At 61.7% G+C, this 24,697-nt stretch carries 24 protein-coding genes; 12 read left to right on the top strand and 12 right to left on the bottom strand.

Annotation, left to right across the window (positions count from 1 at the left end):
• Positions 1-134: 134 nt before the first annotated feature.
• Entirely contained in the window at positions 135-1,580 is a 1,446-nt protein-coding gene (locus RCO31_RS19980; protein ID WP_308970222.1) for a DUF1254 domain-containing protein, read from the top strand.
• Positions 1,581-1,899: 319 nt separating this feature from the next.
• Here RCO31_RS19980 and RCO31_RS19985 read toward each other — a convergent pair whose 3' ends face one another.
• Positions 1,900-2,313 (bottom strand): hypothetical protein, encoded by a 414-nt coding sequence (locus RCO31_RS19985; RefSeq protein ID WP_308970223.1) that lies wholly within the window; start codon positions 2,311-2,313, stop codon positions 1,900-1,902.
• Positions 2,314-2,536: 223 nt separating this feature from the next.
• On the opposite strand from RCO31_RS19985, the gene RCO31_RS19990 reads away from it, so the two are divergent.
• Positions 2,537-3,457: a class I SAM-dependent methyltransferase gene (locus RCO31_RS19990; RefSeq protein ID WP_308970224.1), complete on the top strand. Its 921-nt coding sequence runs from the start codon at positions 2,537-2,539 to the stop codon at positions 3,455-3,457.
• Positions 3,458-3,532: 75 nt separating this feature from the next.
• Here RCO31_RS19990 and RCO31_RS19995 read toward each other — a convergent pair whose 3' ends face one another.
• The 3 genes from RCO31_RS19995 to RCO31_RS20005 form a co-directional block, all read right to left on the bottom strand.
• Positions 3,533-4,681, bottom strand: a complete 1,149-nt coding sequence (locus tag RCO31_RS19995; protein WP_308970225.1) for a hypothetical protein — start codon at positions 4,679-4,681, stop codon at positions 3,533-3,535.
• Positions 4,682-4,938: 257 nt separating this feature from the next.
• Positions 4,939-5,781, bottom strand: coding sequence for a Ku protein (locus RCO31_RS20000; RefSeq protein ID WP_308970226.1), 843 nt, complete (start codon positions 5,779-5,781; stop codon positions 4,939-4,941).
• Between the two features lie 80 nt (positions 5,782-5,861).
• Complete coding sequence (locus RCO31_RS20005) at positions 5,862-6,119, bottom strand: hypothetical protein (protein WP_308970227.1); 258 nt, start codon at positions 6,117-6,119, stop codon at positions 5,862-5,864.
• A 268-nt stretch (positions 6,120-6,387) separates the two neighbouring features.
• On the opposite strand from RCO31_RS20005, the gene RCO31_RS20010 reads away from it, so the two are divergent.
• From RCO31_RS20010 to RCO31_RS20020, 3 genes are all read left to right on the top strand, one after another.
• Positions 6,388-6,819, top strand: a complete 432-nt coding sequence (locus tag RCO31_RS20010) for a hypothetical protein (RefSeq protein WP_308970228.1) — start codon at positions 6,388-6,390, stop codon at positions 6,817-6,819.
• A complete protein-coding gene (locus RCO31_RS20015; RefSeq protein WP_308970229.1) occupies positions 6,819-7,535 on the top strand; it encodes an SOS response-associated peptidase family protein in 717 nt (238 codons plus the stop codon). Before RCO31_RS20010 ends, RCO31_RS20015 begins: the two co-directional genes overlap by 1 nt.
• 83 nt (positions 7,536-7,618) lie before the next feature.
• Complete coding sequence (locus tag RCO31_RS20020) at positions 7,619-7,852, top strand: hypothetical protein (RefSeq protein ID WP_308970230.1); 234 nt, start codon at positions 7,619-7,621, stop codon at positions 7,850-7,852.
• On the opposite strand, the gene RCO31_RS20025 is transcribed toward RCO31_RS20020, so the two are convergent.
• A complete protein-coding gene (locus RCO31_RS20025; protein WP_308970231.1) occupies positions 7,820-8,533 on the bottom strand; it encodes a response regulator transcription factor in 714 nt (237 codons plus the stop codon). The two genes, RCO31_RS20020 and RCO31_RS20025, sit on opposite strands and share 33 nt — an antisense overlap.
• A gap of 316 nt (positions 8,534-8,849) precedes the next feature.
• On the opposite strand from RCO31_RS20025, the gene RCO31_RS20030 reads away from it, so the two are divergent.
• The 3 genes from RCO31_RS20030 to chrA all read left to right on the top strand — a co-directional run bounded on the left by RCO31_RS20030 (position 8,850) and on the right by chrA (position 11,937).
• Positions 8,850-9,413, top strand: coding sequence for a sugar O-acetyltransferase (locus tag RCO31_RS20030; protein WP_308970232.1), 564 nt, complete (start codon positions 8,850-8,852; stop codon positions 9,411-9,413).
• A 284-nt stretch (positions 9,414-9,697) separates the two neighbouring features.
• Positions 9,698-10,519: a chromate resistance protein ChrB domain-containing protein gene (locus RCO31_RS20035; protein WP_308970233.1), complete on the top strand. Its 822-nt coding sequence runs from the start codon at positions 9,698-9,700 to the stop codon at positions 10,517-10,519.
• Between the two features lie 8 nt (positions 10,520-10,527).
• Positions 10,528-11,937 carry a chromate efflux transporter gene (gene chrA / locus RCO31_RS20040; RefSeq protein WP_308970234.1) on the top strand — a complete coding sequence of 470 codons (1,410 nt, stop codon included), beginning with the start codon at positions 10,528-10,530 and terminating at the stop codon, positions 11,935-11,937.
• A 133-nt stretch (positions 11,938-12,070) separates the two neighbouring features.
• Here the strand turns inward: chrA and RCO31_RS20045 are convergent, their stop codons facing one another.
• The 3 genes from RCO31_RS20045 to RCO31_RS20055 form a co-directional block, all read right to left on the bottom strand.
• Entirely contained in the window at positions 12,071-13,141 is a 1,071-nt protein-coding gene (locus tag RCO31_RS20045) for a hypothetical protein (RefSeq protein ID WP_308970235.1), read from the bottom strand.
• Positions 13,142-13,333: 192 nt separating this feature from the next.
• Positions 13,334-14,806 (bottom strand): alkaline phosphatase family protein, encoded by a 1,473-nt coding sequence (locus tag RCO31_RS20050; RefSeq protein ID WP_308970236.1) that lies wholly within the window; start codon positions 14,804-14,806, stop codon positions 13,334-13,336.
• A 139-nt stretch (positions 14,807-14,945) separates the two neighbouring features.
• Positions 14,946-15,140, bottom strand: a complete 195-nt coding sequence (locus tag RCO31_RS20055; RefSeq protein ID WP_308970237.1) for a hypothetical protein — start codon at positions 15,138-15,140, stop codon at positions 14,946-14,948.
• Positions 15,141-16,236: 1,096 nt separating this feature from the next.
• On the opposite strand from RCO31_RS20055, the gene RCO31_RS20060 reads away from it, so the two are divergent.
• A complete protein-coding gene (locus tag RCO31_RS20060) occupies positions 16,237-16,764 on the top strand; it encodes a hypothetical protein (RefSeq protein ID WP_308970238.1) in 528 nt (175 codons plus the stop codon).
• 69 nt (positions 16,765-16,833) lie between these two features.
• Here the strand turns inward: RCO31_RS20060 and RCO31_RS20065 are convergent, their stop codons facing one another.
• Complete coding sequence (locus RCO31_RS20065) at positions 16,834-17,802, bottom strand: LysR family transcriptional regulator (RefSeq protein ID WP_308970239.1); 969 nt, start codon at positions 17,800-17,802, stop codon at positions 16,834-16,836.
• Positions 17,803-17,963: 161 nt separating this feature from the next.
• Here RCO31_RS20065 and RCO31_RS20070 point away from each other — a divergent pair, with 161 nt between their 5' ends.
• Together RCO31_RS20070 and RCO31_RS20075 are read left to right on the top strand one after the other, a co-directional pair.
• Complete coding sequence (locus RCO31_RS20070; protein ID WP_308970240.1) at positions 17,964-19,715, top strand: acyl-CoA dehydrogenase family protein; 1,752 nt, start codon at positions 17,964-17,966, stop codon at positions 19,713-19,715.
• A 4-nt stretch (positions 19,716-19,719) separates the two neighbouring features.
• Positions 19,720-20,505: a fumarylacetoacetate hydrolase family protein gene (locus tag RCO31_RS20075; protein ID WP_308970241.1), complete on the top strand. Its 786-nt coding sequence runs from the start codon at positions 19,720-19,722 to the stop codon at positions 20,503-20,505.
• Positions 20,506-20,552: 47 nt separating this feature from the next.
• Here the strand turns inward: RCO31_RS20075 and RCO31_RS20080 are convergent, their stop codons facing one another.
• The gene (locus RCO31_RS20080) at positions 20,553-21,068 is read right to left on the bottom strand and encodes a MarR family winged helix-turn-helix transcriptional regulator (protein ID WP_308970242.1); all 516 of its coding nucleotides are present in this window, start codon (positions 21,066-21,068) and stop codon (positions 20,553-20,555) included.
• 225 nt (positions 21,069-21,293) lie between these two features.
• Here RCO31_RS20080 and RCO31_RS20085 point away from each other — a divergent pair, with 225 nt between their 5' ends.
• Positions 21,294-22,484, top strand: a complete 1,191-nt coding sequence (locus RCO31_RS20085; protein ID WP_308970243.1) for an aromatic ring-hydroxylating dioxygenase subunit alpha — start codon at positions 21,294-21,296, stop codon at positions 22,482-22,484.
• A 60-nt stretch (positions 22,485-22,544) separates the two neighbouring features.
• On the opposite strand, the gene RCO31_RS20090 is transcribed toward RCO31_RS20085, so the two are convergent.
• Positions 22,545-23,687, bottom strand: a complete 1,143-nt coding sequence (locus RCO31_RS20090) for a CoA transferase (RefSeq protein ID WP_308970244.1) — start codon at positions 23,685-23,687, stop codon at positions 22,545-22,547.
• 2 nt (positions 23,688-23,689) lie between these two features.
• Complete coding sequence (locus tag RCO31_RS20095) at positions 23,690-24,697, bottom strand: NADPH:quinone oxidoreductase family protein (RefSeq protein WP_308970245.1); 1,008 nt, start codon at positions 24,695-24,697, stop codon at positions 23,690-23,692.

Genomic DNA, 24,697 nt, shown 5'->3' on the forward strand with positions numbered 1-24,697 from the left:
AAATCCTATTCCGCTATAGGGTAAACCCCTATACCCCACCAACACTCGCGCGTGAGATCGTCTGCGACGACGGCTTGCAACACGCACACAAATAGCCAGCGGGTTGCCGTTCTATTGATCGTAGCGAGGTCCGCATGCTCAAGAGACGGTTCGCCACCCTGAGCGCTGTGGCCATTCTTACCACTGCCAGCTCGCTCTCGGCAGTGGGCCAAGATCAACGTAAGGCGGTGAACCGTCCGACACAGCATGCAGCGCTTTCCGAGCACGAAGCCTATGCGATCGCCAAGGACGCCTACGTGTACGCCTATCCGCTGATGTTGACGTATGCGACGTTGCAGCGGCTCAGCAACTTCGCCGAGCCACGGCAAGGGGATACGTTCGGTCCGCCTAACCAGATGCACCATGCACGCGCTTTCCCCAATCCCGACGACAAGATCGTCATTCGAGAGAACGTCGATACGCTGTACTCGGCCGCCACTATCGACCTCAAGGCTGAGCCGATGGTGCTCTCGGTCCCTGCAACCGACCGCTATTTCCTGCTCCCGATGCTGAGCCTGTGGTCTGATGTGTTCGCCGTGCCCGGCACGCGCACCACGGGCAAGAACGCGGCGCGGAGTTTTCTTGTCGTTGGACCGCGGTGGCGTGGGGCCGCTCCAGCAGAGCTGGAGGTCATCCGCAGCCCGACCCGGTATGTGTGGATCATCGGCCGCACTCAGACCAACGGTGCTGCTGACTACGCGAACGTCCACAAAGTACAAGACGGCTTCAGGCTGACCCCGCTTTCCGCGTGGGGCAGAGGGGCCTACGTGCCACCGAGGGGCAAGGTGGATCCGACGATCGACATGAAGACGCCGCCGCCCATGTTGGTGGATAGGATCGACGCCGCGACGTACTTCAACCGTTTCGCAGAGTTGCTCAAGGACAATCCGCCGAACTCGGTGGACTACCCGACCCTTCACCGTCTCGAGCGGGTAGGCTTTCAGGTTGGCCACGGCTTCAACCTCGCAGCGGCGCCGGAGAGCATCCGGCAAGCGTTCGAGCGCGGCTTAGCCGACGGACGGGCGCTGGTGCTTGCCGAGGGCACAAAGGCCGCCGGCATCGGCGGCAAGGGATGGGTCTACACGCTTCGCAGCGGTGCCTACGGCGCGGACTACTTGTACCGTGCGGCAATCGCACAGTGCTGCCTAGGCGAAAATCTGCCACAGGATGCGGTCTATCCCGCTCTTTCGAGCGACAGCGAAGGTCGGCCGCTCGATGGCAACAGTAGGTACGTGTTGCGCTTCGAGAAGGGCAAGCTGCCGCCCGTCGATGCGTTCTGGTCGCTGACGGCCTACGACATGGAAGGCTACTTGATCCCGAACGTACTGAAGCGCCAAGCGATCGGCGATCGCGACAACCTCGTCGCCAATCCAGATGGTTCGCTCGACCTCTACATACAGGCAGACAGTCCCGGTCAAGAGAAAGAAGCCAACTGGCTTCCGATCGCGAAAGCACCGTTCACGCTCCTCATGCGCCTTTATTCCCCGCGCACGGAGTTTCTTGAGGGCAGGTGGTCTCCGCCGCCCGTTGCGCGGCAGTGACTCGAGATGTGGGAAGAACTGCTGACGCAGCACGCGAGCCGACTCGCGATGTGAGCAGCGCCTGCTGGTGGGTGCTGCTACAGATCAGTGCTACAACGACGCTGCACACACCTCTGTTTTTGCGTCGGAATTTCAATGGCCTGCTGAGGCGGGTAGGTGGTCCCACCCCTTCCGCCATCTGCCGCCGATTGCGCGAAAAGTAGACGCCGCGCTTCACTTTTTTCGAGCGGCGCATATGCCGAGCCCATTTCCGGCCGGCACAGGGAAGCTCTTTTCCCGAAAATAGACTAGAGCAGGTGGCACAGTTGCGTCCGGGCGGTCAGTTGGCCGCTCGAATGCTGCGCCACGTTTCCAGCACATCCTCGATCGTTTCCGGCGAGTCGAAGTAGGCTGCGATCGAGAATTCCGCTCGTCCCTCGGCGACAAATCCGTAGAAAGCGGACTGCCGACCGTCGTCACTTTCCTCTTCAAGACGATAGCCGTAACGAAGCAACGCGCCTGCACGCTCGACGCATTCATCTTGCGCCGCAGTGGATCGGCTACTCTTCCAATCTTCGAGCGGATCGGTAGCGTGGTCGCGTTCGCCGGCGCTGATCCAGAAGGTCAACCCTTTCGGCGTATGCCAAAAGACAAGTGAACCATCCTCGACGCGGCGCGCCATCGGAAATGGAAGGCGGATGACGTAGCCGTCCAGAAGGGGTTGCTCGGGATCGACCAATCTTGGTGGTTCCATTGCTGCGTCCTCATTTCTTCGGGCGAGGATGGCAGCTTTCACGGGCGGTCGCCAGAAAGAAGACCGTATGTTTTCCAGCATGTTTTTCCATTCAGTCGCACTCCAAATTTAGGATGGTCATGGAGGGGCCGTCCGCTGCGCACCTATCGCGACTTCGCTGCGGAAATCGCTGCCTCGGCTTAACGCCAGGGGCAGCCCCAACCTCAAACCCAAGGATATGATCGTGGTCTATTCGACTGCCACCGTTCCGGTGAACTTGGACCATGACTGTCGTAGAAGTCAGACGCAGAACTGGCATTTTAATTGGGAATTTTGCGAAGGTGCAGGAGCCAGCAAGATGCATATAACTACGAGCAAACTTGCCAAGGAGTTTGGCCGTCAGGCCTTCGGCGATAATCCCGGAGGCTACCACGCCGCGCGGCCCGAATATCCTGAATGGGTATATGACACCCTCAACTCACAATGCGGTTTGCGCCGCAACTCTGCGGTTTTCGAGATCGGGGCAGGCACCGGGACCGCCACACATCGGCTGCTCGAAATCGGCGCCGACCCGCTGGTGGCAATAGAGCCGGACCGGCGCCTTGCCGATTTCCTGCGCGCGAACAACCCCGACAAGGCGTTGAAGGTGGTTGTCGCGCCCTTCGAAGACGCGGCGCTGGAAGAAGCGACCTTCGACTTCGGCGTCAGCGCTACCGCGTTTCATTGGCTCGATGAAGACGCCGCTCTCGCGAAGATCGCCCGCCTGCTTCGCCCCGGCGGCTGGTGGGCCGCCGTATGGAACGTGTTTGGCGATGATAGCCGGCCCGATCCGTTTCACGAGGCGACCAAGGAACTGCTGGAGGCTCCCGCTAGCCCTTCAGCCGGGGAAAGGGGCATTCCCTTCGCCTTGGATGCCGAAGCTCGCCTTGACGCCTTGAAGCGCAGCCGAGCATTCGACGCGGTGGAGGCGATGACAAGTCGATGGACGCTGGTTCTCGATTCCGACCAGACGGTTGCGCTGTATGCAACTTACTCGAACGTGAAGGCCCGTCGTGACTGCGAGGCGGTGTTAGCCGAGCTTGGCCGCATTGCCCGCGAGGACTTTGCAAATCGCGTTGTCCGCAACATGATGACAAGTCTTTATATCGGTCGGCGGGCAGTCTGAGAAAAGTCACTCCGCATGTGTCGCGAAAATCCTGAGTTTTGCATCGGGCTACGGGCGGACGTTCCTTCTTCCCGTTCAGCAATCCAATGACCGAACGACCGGTTCGCCGTGGAAGCGTCGATGCAGCTTTTCGCTGACGCCGAACGCGATTTCGAGGGCAAGCCGCGGTCCGCTTCTTGCCAGCGAGCCGGTGTGGAATCCGAAGGGATCCTCGACAAAACCAAAACCTTGGGCGCCCGTCAGCTCGACGATCGCTTCCCGGCCGTAGATCCGCTCGATGTCCTCCGAGGACTGACCGACCAGCAGCGTGAATTGGTGACGGAGGAGGCGTTGCCGGTGGCTGCCCAAGACATAGAGATGCGGACCGGAATCTTGGTCAACCGCCTCGATGTAGAAGAAGTATTTGATCATTCTCCAATCATCGAGATCGAAATGAAATCTGTTCTGAGATGCGAAGTGGAGGTCGTAGTCGCTGGCCCTCTCGGTCGGGAAGCTCCACCATAACCGTGTTGCGGTGACGCGCGCCTCGCCTCCCAGATAGTTCTGGGCGATCTGCAGCAGGAGCGGATCCTGCTGCAGGCGACGAGCCGCTTCACAATCAAGCACGCGCTCGAAGAAGTGGCCGGTCAGAATAGCCCTCCCGGTCGCAAATTCGGCTGCGCGGTGGTCTCGGGCGAGCAGTTCAAGTTTGCGGTCGAAATTGCCAAAACAGGGCGTGCGGCGGGCGAACGAGGAGATTTCTGAGCTGATGTCCGCGGGAAGCCTGAAGCCTTGAAACAGACCGTCTCGCCGCAACCGTTCCGCGACCTGCTCGGTGTCAACTTCCGGGAAAAGCGTGTTCGTAAGGTCGAGCTGCGCGGGTGGGGCATTCAACCTCCATGCGAGTTTGCGAAACAGCATCACGCGCCCCAACGTAAACATCGGCAACCATCGGGGATTCTCCTTGATGTCGGCGATGTGGGTCGGCAAACGACTGACTATTCGTCGAATTTTTGTAACCATCTCGTTCCCGGCGAGCGACGCAGCAGGGCGGAGGCAGGCCCGTGCAGTTCGATGACCCCTTTTGTTCGGACTGAACGAAACCCCTTTTGCGTTACCCGCGCTCTGGGCAGGACTGCGGTCGCCTCGCGCGGTGGCAAGGGTGCGCTTAAGTCCGTCCGTTCGCGAATACCGTTTTCTACTTTTACTTGTATTCTCTGAAGTTCTCCATCCTGCAGCGGCCACTTGTTCGTGTTTCGCGGCTGGATCGACGGAGTGGATTATTCACTCACGCCCTTGGGTCACCGCCTCGCCGAAGCGTTGACGCCGCTGTGCGCCTGAGGAACGGATAATATGGCCGAGGTCAGCCGCGTCCTTGCCCAGCGCGAAAGCTGGAGCGGTGGGAAGAGCTGACGGACAGCGCCTCGTCATGGGACGGGCGCAAGCAGCTCCTTTCGCAAGCGTGAAGGTCTTTCGACCTCGCAAACGCTGCGGAGGTCTATTCAGGACGCCTTGCGAGTCTTGACCGTTTTCTTGCCGCGCGCCGGCTTCGGTGAGGCGGCCGCGGTCTTGCCACCCTTGAGGCTCTGACGCAGAGCGTCCATCAGGTCGACGACGTTCGCAGCTTGCGGACGCTTGGTCTTCGTAATCGGTCGGCCGGCCTGCTTCTGATTGATCAGCTCCGTCAGCGCGCTTTCGTGGTGATCTTCGAATTTTGACGGATCGAAGTGGCCCGATTTCTGGTCGACGATATGCTTCGCCAGATCGAGCATCTCCTTCGTGATCTTCACGTCCTGAATGCCATCGAAATACTCGGACGCGTTGCGGATTTCGTACGGATACCTGAGCAGCAGACCCATGAGACCCTGATCGCGTGGTTCGAGCGCGATGACATGCTCGCGGTTCGTCAGCACAAGCCGTCCAAGCGCGACCTTGTTTGTCGCCTTGATGGTCTCACGGATGACTGCGTAAGCGTCGTGGCCGACCTTGCCATCCGGAACGAGGAAGTAGGGACGCGAGATGTAGAGTTCGTCGATCTCCGTTCGCGGCACGAACCGGTCGATATCGATTGTCTTGGTCGATTCGAGTGCGATGCCTTCGAGCTCGTCCTTGTCGAAAGTGACGTAGACGTCCTTATCGACCTGGTAGCCCTTGACGATGTCTTCGGCGTCGACGTCTTCGCCGGTCTCCGCATCCACCTTCTGGTATTTGATGCGATGGCCGGTTTTTCGATTGATTTGATTAAAGCTGATCTTCTCGGCTTCCGATGTCGCGGGGAAGAGCGCGATAGGGCAGGTGACGAGTGACAGCCGCAGAAAGCCCTTCCAGTTTGCACGCGGCGCCATGCCGGAACTCCTGATACGCGGTTACGCAAATCAATGTGGGAGCGCCCTGGTCGTTCCGAAATCGTCTTTGCGTGATCGCGTTACCGGCAGTCGGGGCAGGTGTCTCCAATGGAGCTCAGCACATCATGCAAGGCCGCCACGGCTTCTCTGGCAGTGGCCCCAGGGAAGGGCGCCTCGCAAGCGGTCTCATAGGCCTGCAGGCGTGCGTCGGGATCTCCCCGACATTGCAAGTAGCCGTGTTCGGGACACTCCTTGATCGCGCCGGCTTCGAGCGGAATGCCGATCGCCCAACCTTTGATTGTTCGATAGGCCGGCCGCCGTTCTCTCAACATCAGCATCGCAACGCTCCGCTTGACCGTTCGCGATATGGGAATCAGGTCCGTGATCAGTTGCGCTGCTATCACAGGGCAGGGATTCGAAAGCGCTGCGGCCCGTCTTATCCACCTGTTCCCGATGCGGACAAAACCGGGAAGACGCTGTCGTTGCTGCAGCCTTGCCGGGCCGCTCTGCCCCGCGCCTGCAACCACAAATCGTCTTGAAACCCATCCGGCATATGAGAACATTTCATGAACATTCGCAAGATGGATCTGGGCCAAGATCGGCAAAATGAGCGCAAGGTCACGCGACCGCATTTTCGGAGACAAGCTGCGGGCAGCGAAAATCCGGCTGGAATCTGCCAGGAGGCAGTCCCGCGACGCTGAGAGCGACATCGTCGCGGCCGAGTGCGAAGTCTGGTCCGCGCAAATGGAAGGCTATGGCGGCCCTGCGCAACCGTCTCCGACGATCGCGCAGGCGGTCGGCGCTGGCTTCTTTTTTCTGGAAGTGAAGTGCCGCCGCTGCAACCATCAGGGGGCGGTCGACCTGCGACGTCTGCGCCGACACGAAAGTACGGAGATCTGGCGGCTGGAGGCATCGCTGAGCTGCGAGAGGTGTCGCGCCGGACATCGCTGGAAAGCCGAGGTGCACATGATTAGGCTTTCCCGCGCACCGGATACGAGCGGGCCGTGGTACGCGCCCGATGAGCTGGACGGGCACTGATGTGCAATCTCTACAGCATGACGAAGAACGTCGATGCGATCCGGAAGCTGTTCGGCGGCCGCAACAATGCAGGCAACGTACCCGGTCTGCCGGGCATCTTCCCCGATTATCCGGCGCCGGTGGTGCGCAACGCAAAGGGCGATCGCGAAATCACGATGATGCGCTGGGGCATGCCGACATCGCAGCGCGCGATGATGGATGCGACCAACAGGAGAATTCGCAAGCTCGAAGCGAAAGGCCAGAAGGTCGATTACAAAGAGCTGCTTCGCAGGGAGCCGGACAGCGGCGTCACCAACATTCGCAACGTGTCGAGCGCGCATTGGAAGCGCTGGCTCAGTCCCGCCAATCGTTGCCTCGTGCCGTTCACGTCGTTCGCCGAATACGACACGATCGATGGCAGGAAGGTACCGGTATGGTTCGCAGCCGATGAAAGCAGGCCCTTGATGTGCTTCGCCGGCATCTGGACCAACTGGACGTCTGTTCGCAAAGCCAGAGAAGGCGAGGTCACGACGGATCTCTTTGCCTTCCTCACCTCTGCGCCCAATGCCGAGGTTGCGAGAGTTCATCGGCAGGCAATGCCGGTGATCCTGACGACCAGCGAGCAATTCGATCTCTGGATGACGGCTGCCTGGGATAAAGCCTTAAAGTTGCAGAGGCCGCTGCCGGATGGTTCACTCAAGGTCGTTGCCGGCGGCGAGAAGGAAGACAACGGATAGGCGCGCGCATTGCCCAAGTTTGCGCACATCTTGGTGCTTTCTCAGCAATGCGAAATGTCAATGTGATTCGATCATGGATGACCATGAGTGACGATTACCTCGAAGAGGCTTGCGTCGCCCTCGTTTCCATTGATTTGGACGATAGCAAAGACGTTTCCGCCTATGTCGTCGGCTGCTCGTCTCCAGAAGAGACCGAGGCGATTATCCGTCAGGAGTACGGTCCCGAGATACGCGTCGAAATCATCGTTTCGAAGCTGTCCAGCTCCGATGCGAAAAGTCTCAGGCTAAGACCGCGCGAGATACGACCCTGGCAGTGACACTGCCGTATCCCCAAGAAAGCCTGCGGCAAAACTGCCCCGCTGTTGTGACCCGAAGCCAGGCTTCATCAGCTTTGCTGCGATAAACGCGGCTTCGGTACGATTGCGAGCGTTCAGAGCGCGCAGAACCGCCGTCGTGTGAATCTTGGCGGTGCCGGCGGCAATTCCCATCTCCCTTGCGATTTCTTTCGTCGACATTCCCGCCGCCAATAACGGCAGGAGCTCCCGCTGCCGCGGCGTCAGCTTGGGAAGGTCGGAATGCATGTCGGCTTCCGGCTCCACGGAGGGCGCTTCATCGACCAGCCAGCGCGGCACGTACATCTTACCGGACAGCAAGTCGCCGAGACCCATCAGCAATTCTGCGTCCGGCTGAAGTTTGCAAATAAAACCGTGGAAGCCCGCCGACAAGAACTTGAATACGTCAGCCCTTACCCGGGTGTTCGACATGACCGCAAAGCGCGCTTGCGGGTTGATCGCCCGGACGTTCTGCAAGATCCCGGGCGAGCTGTCGCTGAGGCTCGCCACGTCGATGAGCAGCAGGTCGAAAGGTGTCGCTACAACGGCGACGTCCTCCAGCGAGACGGACTCCATCACGCGAGACGGTGGAAAATGAGTCTCTATCAGCCGCCGAAGTCCCTGGCGGTAGACGCCGTGCTGGTCAATTGCGAGGATTGAATTCAAGATCGCCCCCCGGCCTCACCGGCCTCATTAACTAAGCGTTAATATACATACGTCTGGCGTACGTAGCATTACGTTCAATCGATTGCGCTCTTTACCCACATGTCCGCGAGCCGACCGGGGCCGTTTCCTGCTGAATGGTTAAATTCCTGAGTTCCGCGCTGATCGCCATCGAGCAACGCGTCATGAAGTTCGACGATGCCGCAACTTGCGCGCGTGCTGTAAGGCGGGAAGGTGCTACTTTCCGGCAGGTCGTCGAGCTTATCGGGAGCACCGCGACTTCAACATTAACAGATTATGCTACCGCGAGTGATGCAACATGCCGACTGCACGCGACAGGATGTTATCCGGGCAACCTTACGATGCTCTCGACCCTGAACTGGTTGCGGCAAGATCCAGGGCGAGAGAGCTTTGCCAGCAGCTCAACGCAGCACCGGATTCTGATGAACTGTTACGTCGAGAGCTTTGCAGGCAGATCTTTGGCAAGGGTGGCGATACAGTCTGGATGCAGCCGCCGTTCTTCTGTGACTACGGCTCCAACATCGAACTGGGCGAGCGCGTCTTCTTCAACTTCAACTGCATTGTGCTGGACGTCTGCAAGGTCCGCATCGGCGACTTCACGCTGTTCGGGCCGGGCGCTCAAGTTCTGACACCCGTCCATCCGTTCAACGCGGCAGAACGCCGGAAAGAGGAATACGGCAAGCCGGTCGATATCGGATCGGATGTGTGGATCGGGGCAGGGGCACTTATTCTGCCCGGCGTGCGTATCGGCGCGCGCTCCGTCATCGGTGCCGGTAGCGTCGTCACCCGAGACATCCCGGAAGGTGTGTTTGCGGCCGGTAACCCGTGCCGTGTTATTCGCGAAATCTCGGACGACGAATGAGCGGAGGGTAGCCTTCCGTTTGGCTGCCGTCCTGCGGGTGATGGATCCAGGCAGGCAGCGGATGCACTGCGTATGCAGTCGGGCGCTCCGAACGGCCAGATTCCTATCAATGACCGGCGAGCAAACTGAAGTGATGGTGCTGCTCGCGCCGCCTCGGCATGTCATCCTTGACAATCCGTATCGGTTGCGCGACCAATATTGCCTACGGGGCCTATGACGGTCGCCCCGTCGAAGGCTCGGTTGGCCCAAGCACCGTCTCCTTCCAGTTGTGGAGGAGACCGATGATGGCTCCGGGCTTTTTTATTTCTCCGCAAGATCTGTGGTTCCTGACCGGCACTGAGCGGGTGCCGCAAATCGTCGATGTGTGTCGCCGCGACGTTCACGACAGCATGCGTGGCGTGCTGCCTGCTTCAATCTGGCATGATCCTGCCGCCGGTGACGGTTGGATGAATGCGCTCGATCGTACGCGACCGGTCGTGGTCGCCTGCAAGGCGGGACATCAGCTCAGCCAGTCGACAGGGGCGTTGCTGCGCGCAGGAGGTTTCAATGCATGCGTGCTCGAGGGGGGCTACGAGGCCTGGAATGGTGCTCGTCTTCCCCTGGTCGAGCGTACGGCGCTGGAGAAGCATGCGCCACGCTCGCCGAGTGTGTGGGTGACGCGCCGGCGTCCCAAGATTGACCGCATTGCGTGCCCCTGGCTGATCCGGCGCTTCATAGATGCAAACGCGACCATCCTGTTTGTCGATCCGCCGGAGGTGACGCACGTTGCGGCCGAGATCGGCGCGGTGCCGTTCGATGTGGAAGGCGTGGAGCTTTCCCACGAAGGACCGCGCTGCAGCTTCGATACCATGCTGAAAGTATTCGGGCTCGAAGGAGAGCCGACGCTCGATCGTCTGGCGCTGATCGTGCGTGGCGCCGATACGGCGCGGCATGACCTTGCGTCCGAAGCTGCCGGACTTCATGCGATCTCGCTCGGCCTGTCGGCGCTGGCAGGCGACGACGACCACGGTCTCCTGCAACGCGGCTTCGTTTTATACGACGGACTCTTGGCGTGGGCGCGCCATGCGGCGGAGGAACGGCATAACTGGCCAGCCAAGTCAGCGTGAGGCCAGCAATGACGACGTCCGAAACCTCTCTCACTGCACCGGTGCCGTCCGATCCTGCCACGCGCCACGGTGTCAGCCTGGCGGAGGCCTTCCGCGTGTGGCTGCGCGTGGCACTCCTCTCGTTCGGCGGACCTGCGGGCCAGATCGCCGTGATGCATCGCATCCTGGTCGAGGAAAAGGGCTGGATCTCGGACACGCGTTTCCTGCACGCGCTGAACTACTGCATGCTGCTGCCGGGACCCGAGGCACAGCAACTTGCGACCTACATCGGCTGGCTGATGCACAAGACCCGCGGCGGTCTGATGGCGGGCCTCCTCTTCATCTTGCCGGGTGCCGTATCAATCATGGCGCTCAGTGTGATCTATTCGGCCTACGGCAAGGTCGGCGCAGTGGCGGCACTCTTTTTCGGGCTGAAGGCCGCGGTGCTGGCAATTGTGATCGAGGCGGTATTCCGCGTCGGCAAACGCGCGCTCAAGAACGGCGTGATGGTCGGACTCGCCTCGCTTGCGTTCTTCCTGATCTTCTTCATGGATGTGCCGTTCCCGTTGATTGTGCTTGGTGCCGGCATCATCGGCTTCGTGGGAGGGATGCTAAGGCTTCAGGTCTTCGAGATCCGAGCCGGCCATTCAAGCAGTGGCGCGCAAGCCGTGGTCGATAGCCTGCTCGGAGAGGAGGTGCCGCCACATGCGCGGCCATCCCTTGCGGGCGCGCTCAAGGTCGCGGCCGTGTGGCTGGCACTATGGCTTATCCCGGTATTTGTCTTGCTCGCGTCGCTCGGGGCTAGCCATGTGTTCAGCCAGATCGCGGTCTTCTTTTCCAAGACGGCGATGGTGACGTTCGGAGGCGCCTATGCCGTGCTTGTCTACGTCGCTCAGCAAGCGGTGGAGCATTATCACTGGCTCAGCGCAGCGGAGATGCTGGACGGGCTCGGCATGGCGGAGACGACGCCGGGACCTCTGATCATGGTGCTGCAGTTCGTCGGCTTCATAGCCGCATTCCGCGATGCCGGCGGCCTGCCACCGATGCTTGCCGGCGCGCTCGGTGGACTGCTCGCCACATGGGTGACTTTCGCTCCATGTTTTCTCTGGATCTTCCTGGGCGCTCCCTTCGTCGAGCGGCTGCGCGGCAACAGGGCCCTCAGTGCCGCGCTATCGGCGATCACCGCGGCTGTGGTCGGCGTAATCCTCAATCTGGCGATCTGGTTCGCCATCCACACCCTGTTCCGATCCGTCATTCCCGTGCGCGGGTGGGGCTTTTCGTTCGACGCACCGGTACCGACAAGCGTTGACGGGCTGGCCTTGATGCTGGCGCTTGCGGCGGCGGTCGCCATCTTCAAGCTCAAGCTCGGGATGTTGATCACGCTTGCGGCCTGCTCAGCTGCGGGAGGCCTGCTGTTTGCTCTGGGCGCCATCGGATAGGCTGGGAGTTCGCATTGCTTGCGTCTCGTGTGACGCCCGACTGCCTTGACCGTGGTGGCGATGGCGGGGCAGGAGCGGTTATGCTGCCTGGCGTGCCCACCTCAGGCGTTGTCGCGAGCCAGCGAAAACAACCTCACGGCTTGATCTGACGGATGCGGATATAGTGATCATTTTCAAGCTGACATGAGACACGGCCGGCACGCTCTTGCGGTACGCCGTCAATCGCAATGAGCTTGTCTTTCAGAATCCTGGCTGCTGCAAATGCATTGCCGTTGCCGATCAGAAATTCGCCGCCATTGATGACGCCGTTTGAGCTGATCTCGAACATCCCCTCCGGATAAGTGCCCGTGGGGCTGTTGAGAAAATCAAAGGGTTGCCCCTTTGGTGAATAACTCTCGAACTGCATTTTTGCCGTGCCGGGTCCGAGAATGAACTGCGAACCGCTCCGGACCCTGATGGAGTCGGACTGCAGATCGATGTTTGCGGAGTCAGCCGTTTTCACGCGGGTGTCGCTCAGCGTCAGCGTGGGTGCCTTCAGGAGGCCGCTGGCTTCCCCGGTGAAGTTCGCCTCGGTCCCATCGAGTGTCATCGCCACGTCGGCATCAGTGCCCGACGTGGTCCATGCCAACGAATATCCGGAGGCGGGTGCCGAAGCGACATTTATTGTGGCGGAGCTTATCTGGAAGGTCTGCGACGTGGCGACCGCCATCTGTGCCATACCCGACAGGGTCATATTGACGAACGAAGTTTCGTCACGAGGGAGAGCGAAGAACATGCAGCCGATGTCAGCCACCCCCTCGTCTTGAATATTGACGTTCAAGATCCCGATCGAACCAACGAGCAGGGTTCCTGCAGGACCGGGTTCTGCGACGATAAACCGGGCATCGTTCTGAATCGTCAAATTCGTTTCGGGAGTGCCAAGCGATCCGAACCACAATTCGGTTATCGCGCTGCTGGCGTCATACGTGAACGTACCGCGCTTGAAGTTGATAGCGGTCGGCGCGGTCCCCGCGCCATCTCCCCATGTCGTGATGTCACCGGGAGGCGTGACCTGCAAGACGAGCGTCGACCCAGCGGCATCCATTGTGAATGACTTTCCGGAGGCCTTGCTGAAGCTGCTTGCCTGTCCCTTCAAGGTGTCGCCGTCGCCTTGATAGGTTTGATCCGCGGTCGGGTCCCATCGAAAAGTTGTTGCCTTGCTCATCGCGTCCTCCATCGAAAGGGCTATGGCCTGCAACGATAGATGGAAGCGCGAACGGCGCCACAGGATCGGCATTTCTTGGTGAAGCCGGCGTGAGACCGCTGTTCGATATCGATTGATTGTCAGAGGATTGTTTCGCCGGCGCGCCGAGCGGCGGCGCGTTCGCGTTTCGCGCCGGCTGGAAGCCCGCTCTCGCTAGTGCCCGCCTCCAAGAATGAAGCGCCGCCCGTCCTGTTCGACGAGGTCGACGTGCTGCGTGAAGGCGCCGTTGCCGGCGGAGTGGCGGCTTCGTTGCGGCTCGTTACGAGGCGGTTGAGCGAGGTTGCGGCCCTGCATGCTCGGCGCGGGCGGCAAACCCAGCAGGCCGAGGACGGTCGGGGCAATGTCGATGATGCCGGCCGGCGCCGATGACAGGCCGCGCTGCGGCTCTGCTGTGGCGGCTGAGAGGATCAGCACGGTGTTCAACTCGTGTGGATTGATACCGCCATGCATGCCGCCACCGAGCGGCACGTCCCCCGGTGTCATGCCGCCAAGGCCGGGAAGGCCGAAGGGGTCCGCGGTCAGGTCCGATCGCAGGATGAACATCAGCTCGGGTTGCCGCTCGTGCCCGTTGCCGATCAAGCCGAGCGACAGCGTGCCGTCGACCTGGCCCTCGACCTCGTTGCGGGCGGGAGTGAAGACATGTCCGACATGAGGCTGCTCCATCAGCCATGCCGCGAGGCGGCTGAGCGCCTTACGATCGCCGTTGCGCAGGCGGATCTCGCCGCTGATGCCGCCGGTCGCGATGAAGGCGGCATCGGCGAAGTCGCTGGACGAGGCGATGCCGAAGCCCGCCTGTCTGGCTTCGTCGAAGAGCGGGTGGAGCGCGCCCGTCGAGATCTGCCCATGATCGGAAGCGGCGATGACCGCGATGCGCTCCGCGTCCGGCTGGGCCTCGACCCAGTCCAGAATCGCGCCGAACGCCTTGTCGGCCTCCTGCAGGCCGGCGGCCGCCGCGGGCGAGCCGATGCCCTTGTAGTGGAAGGTCGTGTCGGGCTCGTTGAACCAGACCAGCGCCACGTCCGGCGCGAGCACAGGCAGCACGTGCTCGGTCATGAGCCGCGCCGCATAACGCAGCTCGCCAAGACGCGGCATCTCGCGCTCCGGCAACGGACCAATCCGCTCCAGCGCCTCGGCAAAGGCATGGGGCGTCTGCGTGCTGTTCGCGCCATGCATCGAGAAGGTCCAGTGTCCGTTGTCGCGGGCGCGCGGGTTGATGAAATGCGCCGAACCCGCCGAGCCGGTATGGACCACGGCGAGCCGCCGCCCAACCCGGGCGAGCATGTCGCCGAAAGTGTCGACGCCGACGAGGCGCCCGTTGTGATGAGCCTCGGCGCGGTAGATCAGCTCGGCACGGCTGGTATCGAAGATGCATTCGGGAATGGCGGCGGCGTGGAGGAAGGCGTTGCCGACAATTCCGTGAAAGGTCGGGGGCGCGCCGGTGGCTATCGAGGTCGTCGCGACGCGCGTTAACGACGGGAAGACGCTTCGCGCCTCGCGAAACCACGTGCCCCGGGCCGCCAGCCTCAGGATGTTCGGCGTCAATTCCGCGGTCACCATGTCGGGCCGAAGCCCGTCGAACACTGCCACCACCACCCGGTCGGCGGTCGACGTTTCACCATGTGCCATGAGATCATCCTTGGGTAGGGCGAGCGCGGTTCACGGCGCCGTCAAACCGCACGTCGGTGACCTTAGGATGACAAATAGGATGTTGGCGAGGGACAATTGCTCGAACCGCCGGCACTGGGGCAGGGCGGTCACTTCGGTATCAATCAGTTCGGCTGAATTTCGTCTGACTGTCCACTTGCGATGGACGCGTCAACAGGAACACGGTCATCGCGCCGGCCAGATACCAGACGAGCGCCACGAAGAGCTGCTTTGGAATGTTTTCAGGCACGGCCATCGCGACGCTGATCAACGCCGCAATCAAAAACATTAGAAGGCTTCCGACGATCTTCGGCAAATGTGTCATTTCAGACTCCTTCCGACTGCAGTCTTTATGGCGGCGGCTTCGAAGTCATATCTCCCGGTGGAAGCGCGACGACCTTTGACAGATTAACATTGCCGCCGAAGCCCGGTTCCGCTTTGCGTCGTGCATCGGCGAGCAACGACAATTCGCAAAAAAATGGAAAGAGGCGGCCGAGATTGGTCTCGACCGCCTCGCATTGAAATATAGGTTGATTATGAAAATCCGCGTTCGACTACGCTTAGCGGCAGGTTCGAACCTTCTTCACGACCCTGTGGCCGTGGTGGCGCGTGACCACCGTACGAATCTTGCAAATGGGGCGGCGGCGAAACTGGACATGGGTAACGGCTTCCGACGCCAATGCAGACGCGCCAGGCAAGGGTGCCTGGAATGCCGATGCAGGTGATGCGAATGATGCCAGGCCCAGCAGCGTTGCGGCCGCGAGTCCAACTGTCGTCTTCTTCATTGATTGTTTCCTTCAAGTCAGCCCCGCGCGTTGTTTGCCGCACGGCGTCTTAATGCGCGATGAATGACGGCTTGGTTATGAAGTGGGCTTGCGGACCAAACTCGGACGACGGTGATGGATCGTGCCGCGATCTGTGGAAGCTTGAACGATAGATAACCGCGGCCTCGAAAACCGCAAGGTGCGAGCATCCTCCACATTGGGAGCGAGCTTGGGGGCTGGTGTCTGTCAAAAAAAGTGCTTTGCCGGCTTTCGTCGGGTGGCTCCCGGTGACGAGCGTCGAGAGTCAAAAAAAAGCGCTCACAGTATTGCCCATTATACTAGTCGCATGGATGGAAGGAACCAGGTTCGCGCGGCTGCGTTATCAGAGCAGCCCACTCAATCTAGCCACATCAACCAGCACAGGGACAGTCGTGGACCATGTGATGAGCGCTGACGCGCGTGAAGAAGACGCGCGCATCAACGTGTCGTTGCGGGGTTGTGGGGCGGGATCGTTCTCGTGGGTGAGACGGGCGAGGCTGTCTGGATGGACGACGTCGCCAAGCGCCGCATCGACGGAGCTGAAGCCCCCGCTCTTCGCGGGGGCCTTCGGTCGGAGCAAATAACAAATAACGGCCTATGGAGCGAAACATGAAGACTTATGCAGTCCTGGGTTCCTTTCTTTTACTGACGTCTGCCGCATTCGCTCAGCAGAAAGATCAGGTCATCGCCAACCAGGCCATTGCGATAGGACCGTGGGACATCGCGACAAACTCGAAGGGTGGCAAGTTCGATAGCTGTGCGATGAGCCGGACAGCGGACGATCTTGGAATCAGTTTCGTGCGGACTGCAGATGGGCTGCTGCTGCTTCTCGATTCACCCAAGTGGAAACTAGAACGAGCCAAGGCATACACCGTTCGGCTCACCGCTGGCGGTCAGTCCGTGGAAGCCAAGGCACTGGCCGAAACAAAGAACGTCACGATCACTCTGGCCGACAGGCCGCTGAATGCGAAGCTGAAAATTGCAAATGCATTGGTGGTCCAAGGTGAGGGCGCGACACTCCGCGTGCCGTTGGATAAGAGTGCACTGGCGCTTGAGCGGCTTGAGGCCTGTTTCGAAAGGAATGTGCGTGAAGGGCCAGAGACCAATCCCTTCGTCGCGCCGAGTCGAAAGCCCTAGGCATCTTTTGTAACTCGGTAAGCATCTCTATGACGCTGTCAGCGTCTGGCAACAGAGCTTCTCATCGGATTAGCTGGTTCGTCGAAGAGCTCTGTCGCGGGGACTCCTAACGCCGCGCGTCATTCTAGCCCGACGCTGCCGCGCGGGTCGCTGCACCGGCGCGCAGGCCTTGATGAGCGCGAGTGATTTCGCAACGGCCGCGTTGGAGAGGCTTTTCGGCTTCCAGACACACCAGGTTTCAGACTTGATAGTCTCTTCAGCGATAGTGCAAAACACGGCGCCCGCCAACCGGGAGCTGGCGAGCGTGCGCGGGACCAGCGCCACGCCCAGGCCGTTTGCCACGCAGGAGACGACGCTGAGCCAGTGCGCAAGCTCGTGTCGCACGTTCGGCACGAAGCCAGCCGACAGGCAGCTGCCGATGATGGACTCGTAGTAGTCGGGCGACCTCTTGCGCGAGAACAGCACGAAGTCATCGCGATGAAGTTGTGAAAGGCTGATCCGTCTTGCCTTTGCATGCCGGTGTGTCGCCGGAAGGCACGCGACAAAAGGCTCCGCATGGTAGCGAAATCCGTCGAGGCCGGTCGGCGTCGTGCGCACGTGAACGAAGCCCAGATCGATTTCATCGCGATGGAGCGCCTCGATCTGATCAGTCGAACCCATCTCACGCAGGCTGAGATCGACGGCAGGCAGCTGTGCGCGGAATTCGTCGACGATGGCCGGCAGCCCGCGGTAGAGCATGGAGCCGCCAAAGCCCAGCCGTATCTGGCCGTCGCGGCCGTCCGCGACCGCCTTGACCAGTTGCTCGGTCTCGTCCATCCGCCGCAGCAACGCCTGCGCCTCGCGCTGAAGCACAACACCGGCAGGCGTCAGCCGTACGTTTCGGCTGTTGCGGACAAAGAGTTTCACGCCGAGCTCTGTCTCGAGCTGCCGGATCGCATAGCTCAGCGGGGGCTGCGAGAGCGAAAGTTTCTGTGCGGCGCGGCCGAAATGCCGCTCGTCCGCCAGCACTGCAAAGTAGCGAAGCTTGCGTGCGTCCATTCGGACCTCTCCTCAGAATTGATACAAGATCTGTATCAATCGCGCCGAAATCAATATTGGACGATATCGCCAAGCTGGTTCAATGAATAGAGCCTGCCGGCGTTTGCACCACGAAAGACGCCGTAACGCCCGCAGGATCCGTTCAGCTCGAGGAGGAGTTCATGACCGCTCATGTCAATCTCGCCACCCGTCAGGCAACAGCGAGCAGGTCCCGAGCGCTGGCGCCGACGTGCCGCGGCCTGAATTTCTACGACATCGACCTGAGCTTGCAGAGCCTGCTGCCCATCTACATGGAGCCGGCACAGCTTGCTCATATCTCGCCGCATCTGGCTTCACTGGGCGAAGTCGCCGGCGGCCGGCTCTCGGAGCTGTCGGACGCCGCGGAGCGGCATCCGCCAGTGCTGCATGCCAGAGATTCGTTCGGTCGCGACGAGGAATGGATCGAGTATCACCCGGCCTATCGGGAGATGGAGAACATCGCATTCGGCCAATATGGCATCCACGCGATGACGCATCGCGCCGGCGTTCTCGGCTCCTCGGCGCCGTTTGCGCCGATCGCAAAGTACGTTTTCCATTACGTGTTTGCGCAGGCCGAATTCGGCTTGCTGTGCCCGGTCAATCTCACCGACAGCTCGTCGGAGCTCGTGCGCCGGTTCGGCAGTGAGGAACTAAAGGCGCGGTATCTTCCTGCCATGTGGTCCCAGGACGTTTCGCAGCTGAACCGCTGTGCGCAATTCATGACCGAGAAGGCGGGAGGCTCCGACGTTGGCGCTGGAGATTTGACCGCTGTCCGCAGCGGCGAGCACTGGCTGCTGTTCGGAGAAAAATGGTTCTGCTCGAACGTCGATGCCGAAGTCGCCGTGCTGCTGGCGCGGCCCGAGGGGGCAGCCGCCGGTGGCCGCGGGCTGGGCCTGTTCCTCATGCCCAAGACGCTGCCGGATGGCAGCCGCAATGCGTACCGGATCGTGCGCCTCAAGGACAAGCTCGGCAGCCGCACCATGGCGAGCGGCGAGATCGTGTTCGAGGGCGCCGTTGCGTATCAGCTCGGCGAGCTCGACCAGGGCCTGAAGCAGATGCTCGTGATGGTCAATTCCAGCCGTGTGTCGCATCTGGCGCGTGCTGCCGGAATGATGCGACGCTGCCTCAACGAGGCGCTGCAGGCCGCGCGGCATCGCAACGCTTTCGGACGTGCCGTGATCGACCACCCGCTGATGCGCCGGCAGCTCGTCAAGTTGATGGTGCCGACCGAGCAGGCGCTGTCCGCACTTCTGCATGCGGCGGTTGCGCCGGAAGCCGTCCTGCGGCTTCTCACGCCCATCGCCAAGTATCGTGCCTGCCGTGATAACGTCACGGTCGCCACCGGCGCGATGGAGGCGCGCGGCGGCAATGGTTACATCGAGGACTGGCCCAATGCGCGCCTGGTGCGGGATGCGCATCTCGGGCTGCTCTGGGAGGGCACCAGCAACATCAACGCGCTCGATGCGGTGCAACGCGCAGTCGGCAAGGCGCGCGCGCACCTTGCCTGGCGCGACGACATGATGGAGCGCCTGCAGGCGTCCGCCGGCGTTCCGGGTCAATTCCGCACGCGAGTCGAAGGCGCCATCAATGCGGCGCTTGCTTTTGTGGAGGAGGTCGCGCGCCATCCGGACTACGAGCGCTTCTCGCGCATCGCGGCCGGCAAGCTCTATCATGCGACGACCGCTGCCTTGATGGCATCTGAAGGTGCGCGCCAGGGCGGCGAGGGCGGGGATGCACGGCGGCTGTTGCTCGCCCGCTTTGTGCTCGAGCATCGTCTGCAGGAACAGGCGGCGCTCAGCCTCGAAAAGCAGCGCTGGGAGGACGAAGCCATCGACCTTCTGCTTGGTGATGCGCCCGTGCCGCTCGACCGGGCTGCCGCAGTTCTTCAAGGGTGAGGTGATGAGCAATCCTGCAGAACGCGAGCTGGCGCAATGTCTCGCGACCCTTCGCCGCGAGGGACGCCAGCAGAGCGGACTCGACCCGCGCCTCGTACCGACGGACAAGGAGGCGGCCTATCGCGTGGCGCGCCTGGTCGAGGAAGAGCTGGGCTGGGAGGTTGGCGGCTGGAAGATTGCCGCCATGAAGGCGGAGCTGCAGCGTGAGCTCCGCACGGATTCGCCGATCTACGGCCGTGTCTATGCATCCGGCATCCGGCCCGCGCCCGTGACGGTCGAGCTTGCAAGCCAGTGCAGCCCCATCCCTGAGGTCGAGTACCAGGCGCGTCTCGGCGCCGACCTGCCGCCACGCGACCGGCCTTACGTTGTGGAAGAGGTCGCCGACGCCGTGACTTCGCTCCACACTGGTATCGAACTTGCCGAGTGTCGCTTTGTTCATGACGCCGCGTTTCCGCCACTGCCGGCGATCCTTGCGGACGGGGCAGGGAGTGGCGGAATCGCTTACGGGCCTGCGATCGAGAACTGGCGAAGCCGTGACATCGCGGGACAAGAGGTCACACTTCGCTGCAACGGCACGGTGCGTCGCAAAGGCAGCGCTTCGGCAGCGCTCGACCATCCGCTTGTGCCGCTGACCTGGCTCGCGAACGAGCTCTCCCGCACCAGGATCGGACTGAAGGCAGGCCAGTTCATCAGCACCGGCACGCTGACAGGAATGCTGCGCCCGAAGTCCGGCGAAACCTATGCCGCTGATTTCGGACCTTTCGGGACGGTGCAGGTGACGTACACGTGACGTCCGCAGGCTCGGCGTCGTTCGTGTGTGCGGAGCCAGACCGACACTCAGTCACCGGTGTCCGACGCGTCCATCGCCTGGTCCGAAGCAAGCAGGCGCTCCGCACGTTCCGTGAAGCGGAGCAGCAATTCCGCGAGCTCCGCCCGCTCACTCGCCGGCATTGCCTCGAGCAGAACTTCGTTCACTTGTGACCCGGCCGCGACAATAGTCGCGTTGGCGGCCTCGCCTCTGCGCGTCAACGCAATCAGAACCTCCCGATTGTTGAATGGATTGGGAGACCGGGTCACAAGCCCGCGTTCGACCAGATTCGACACCGACCGGCTGATCTGGGTGATATCGAGGCCCATTCCAGCTGCGAGATCGCCCAGCGTGCGCGGTGCTCGTTCGCCGAGTTGGGCAATCACGCCCCATTCCCCTTGCGGCAGACCCAACAGCCGTCGGTAACGAATTCCGGCTGCGCGTTTCAGCAAGTTGGCAAGGATCATGATCTTGCGCGAGAGGACAAATGTCGGCTGTTCTCGGGCAGCAGGCCGGAGCTGCAGGTGTCGTTTCGGCTTTCCCATCAAACTCCTCGCGCGCCTCCGCATCGGATCATCATACTTGAGATTCTCAAATAAGACACTTGACAAATTCAAGTGTGAGTCGCCAGCTTGTGAGCGCTTCAAATTGAGCCGCTTCGGCACGCACGAGACCGGCGCGGCGGGAAGGGGACAGCGGGGCGCACCGCGCCTGCTGCAGAACATCGCCAATCCAGTCAGCCAGAAGATCGTGGAAACGGGAGCCGCCCCATGAACACCACCCAGACGGAAAGTGGACTTGGAACGGCCTACCAGATGCGACCGGCGGCAACGCGCACCGAACTCACCTCGGTGGGGCGCGGCACTCCGATGGGCGAACTGCTGCGGCGGTATTGGCACCCGGTGGGTGTTTCGACTGATGCCACCGATGTTCCGAACAAAGTGCGTGCTCTGGGCGAGGACCTGATTCTTTTCCGCGACAAGCAGGGCCGGATTGGCCTGTTGCACGCCCGGTGCTGCCATCGTGGCACGACGCTCTACTACGGCAAGGTCGAGGAAGATGGGCTCCGCTGCTGTTATCACGGTTGGAAATTCGATACCGAAGGCCGCTGTCTGGAGCAGCCTTGCGAACCCGAAGGCGGTTCATTCAAGGACAAGGTACGGCAACCTTGGTATCCTGTGCAGGAGCGCTACGGGCTGATCTTCGCTTACATGGGGCCGGCCGACAAAAGACCGGTGCTGCCGCGTTACGCGTGCCTGGAACGCATGGAGCCGGGCGAGTTCGTCGAGGCCGATGACACGTCGGTCGGAGGCGGCGGACCCGCCATCATTCCCTGCAACTGGTTGCAGCATTTCGAGAACGTCGTCGATCCGTACCACGTTCCCGTATTGCACGGGTCCTTCAGCGGTCCACAATTCACCAACATGATGGCCGCCTTGCCAGAGGTCAGATTCGAGAAGTCATCATGTGGCGTCACCGTCCGTTCGATCCGCAAGCAGGAGAACGGCAAGATCTTCTACCGGATCACGGAAGCTGTGCTTCCAACGTTGCGTGTGGTCCCAAATCCGCGTGTGGCAGAATTCGCGCGTGTGGAATCAATCGGCTGGGTCTTGCCGATGGATGACACATCGTTCCGCATCTATGTCGCCGGCCGGGTCAAGAACGCAGGCGATATCGGCCGCATGCGTTCGAAGTTCGAGGGGAAATTCTGGAGCGAGATGACGGAGCAGGAGCATCAGCGGCTTCCGGGAGACTACGAGGCGCAGGTCGGCCAAGGGCCGGTTACGATCCATTCGGAGGAGCATTTTGGGCAAACCGACCGCGGCATCGTCATGCTCCGGCGCATGCTCAAGGATCAGTTGGACGCGCTCGCTGTTGGTCGCGATCCGGTTGGCGTCTCCTTCGATCAGGCGGCCCAGCCGATCGAGTTCGAAGCGGGAAACTACATCCGCGATGCGTAGGTCGTCGGTCGGGAGCCTGGACCCCAACCTCGTGTGCATCCAACAGACTCCAGTGCCCCTTTAGCGCCAGATGCCCGCAAGGAGCGACGCCGAATCCTGTCCGACATCCGGAGCAGGGCGCAAGGACGCTTCCACATCGCCAATCATGCCCGGCGTCCGCGCGGCGATCACCGCGCCCATGCCGGGCGTTTCGGTCTGCAGCGCGCCGCGCGTTTCCCGCACGTGTTCGTTGGCCAGCCACTCGGACGGATTCTGGATGCGGTCGGCGATAAGGTCCGCCGCGTGCAGGCGCGATAGCCAGGAGTCGGTGGTGTCGGTCGCAAAGACTCTGCGCAATTCGGCGGCGAGTTCTTCGGCGCGATCGGCGCGGAGCGCGAAGCTGGCGTACCTCGGCTCGTTCCCGAGGTCCTCGCGGCCCAGCACCGAACAAAGCCGGCCGTACTGAGCCTCCGTCACCAGCGTCACCATCAGCCAGCCGTCGCGCGTCCTGTAGCTTCCGGCTGGAACGTTGAGCAGACGCGGCGTTCCGCCCTCGAGCGCGTGCTCGGCGAACTTGTGGCCCAGCAGCGCCGCGGTCGATTGCGAAAGACTGACGTCGATGTGTCGACCCTTGCCGACAGTGGCGCGGGCGAACAGGGCCGTCGAAATCGCCTGAAATCCGTACAAGCCGGTCGAGACGTCGGAGAGGATCGCGCCGACCCGGTGCGGGATCCCGTCCGCACCGACGTTCACCGAAACAAGGCCGGAGAATGCCTGGGCGACGGAGTCGGAGCATGGCCGCTGCGCGTACGGGCCTTGCTGTCCGAACCCGCTGATCGACAGATAGATCAGCCGTGGATTGTCACGGCTCAAGGCGCCGTATCCCAGGCCGAGCCGGTCCATGACGCCGGGACGGAAACCTTCGATGACGACGTCGGCAGCCAGCGCCAGCTTGCGCGCGGTCTCGATCGCCTCGGGCTGCTTGAGATCCAGCGCAAGACTGCGCTTGCCACGATTGTAGACGGCCGACAATGAGGATTGGCTGCCGTAGGTCGTGCCAAGCTTGCGCGACCAGTCGCCTTCTGGCGGCTCGATCTTGATGACGTCGGCGCCGTTGGCGGCGAGAAGATAACCCGTGTAGGGGGAGGCGACGCCCTGACCGAAATCGAGCACGCGCAGTCCGCGGAAGGGTGCTTCATGGCTCGGCTGAAGATGTTCGGTCATGTTCATTGTTCCGGTAGCAGGACGATCTTTCCGATGACGGTGCGCGCCTCGACGCTGCGCAGCGCTTCCGCGAACTTCGCAAGAGGCAGTGACCGGTCCACCGGTGCGCGCAGCTTGCCTGCTTCATAGAGGTCGAACAACTCGCCGAACAGGACGCCCACCCGCTCCCGCAGCGGCGCGTCAGCCTTGCTCTTTCCCCATGCCATGTAGAACCCCCAGTAAAGACCGATCACGGTCAGGTTCTTGACCAGCAGGATGTTTGCCGGGATCTCGGGAATGCGGCCCGAAGCGAAGCCGATCGGCAAGATCCGGCCGAGCGGCGCGATGCACCGCAAGGACTCGTCGAAGACATCGCCGCCGACGGGATCGAAGACGACATCCGCGCCGCGACCTCCCGTGAGCTCCAGCACGCGTTCGCGAAAGCCGCCTCTCTTGTAGTCGATGGTGTGGTCGGCGCCATAGTCGTTGACGGCGGCAACCTTGCGGTCGCCACCGGCCGTCGCAATGACGGTCGCGCCCAGCGCGCGGCCGATCTCCACCGCCGCCAATCCGCTTGCGCCGGCGGCGCCATGGATCAGGAGCGTTTCGCCGGGCTGCAAATTGGCGCGCCACGTCAGGCCGGCATAGGCCGTTGCGTAGATCGTCGGAAACAGCGTTGCGCCCTCGAAGCTCAAGGACTTAGGAATCTGGAAGACGTTGGCGGCATCGACGATCGCTTCCTGCGCGAATCCGCCGGACGGCAGGCCCGCGCACGCGCGGTCCCCGACCCTGAGCGTGGTTCGCACATCGGGAGCGATCTCACGGACGATACCGGCGATCTCCGTGCCCGGCACGAATGGGATGGTCGGCCGGTTCTGGTGCTTGCCGGCGATGAACAGCAGGTTGGCGAAGCTGACACCGGCTGCGCGAACGGCGATCCGGATCGTGCCGGGCGCGAGAGTGGGCGCGTCCGTCTCTTCGCAGACGAGGTCGTCGACGCCGCCGAACCGGCGGCCGATCACAGCGCGCAT

The sequence above is a fragment of the Bradyrhizobium sp. LHD-71 genome, from assembly GCF_031157255.1.
Classification (GTDB): Bacteria; Pseudomonadota; Alphaproteobacteria; order Rhizobiales; family Xanthobacteraceae; genus P52-10.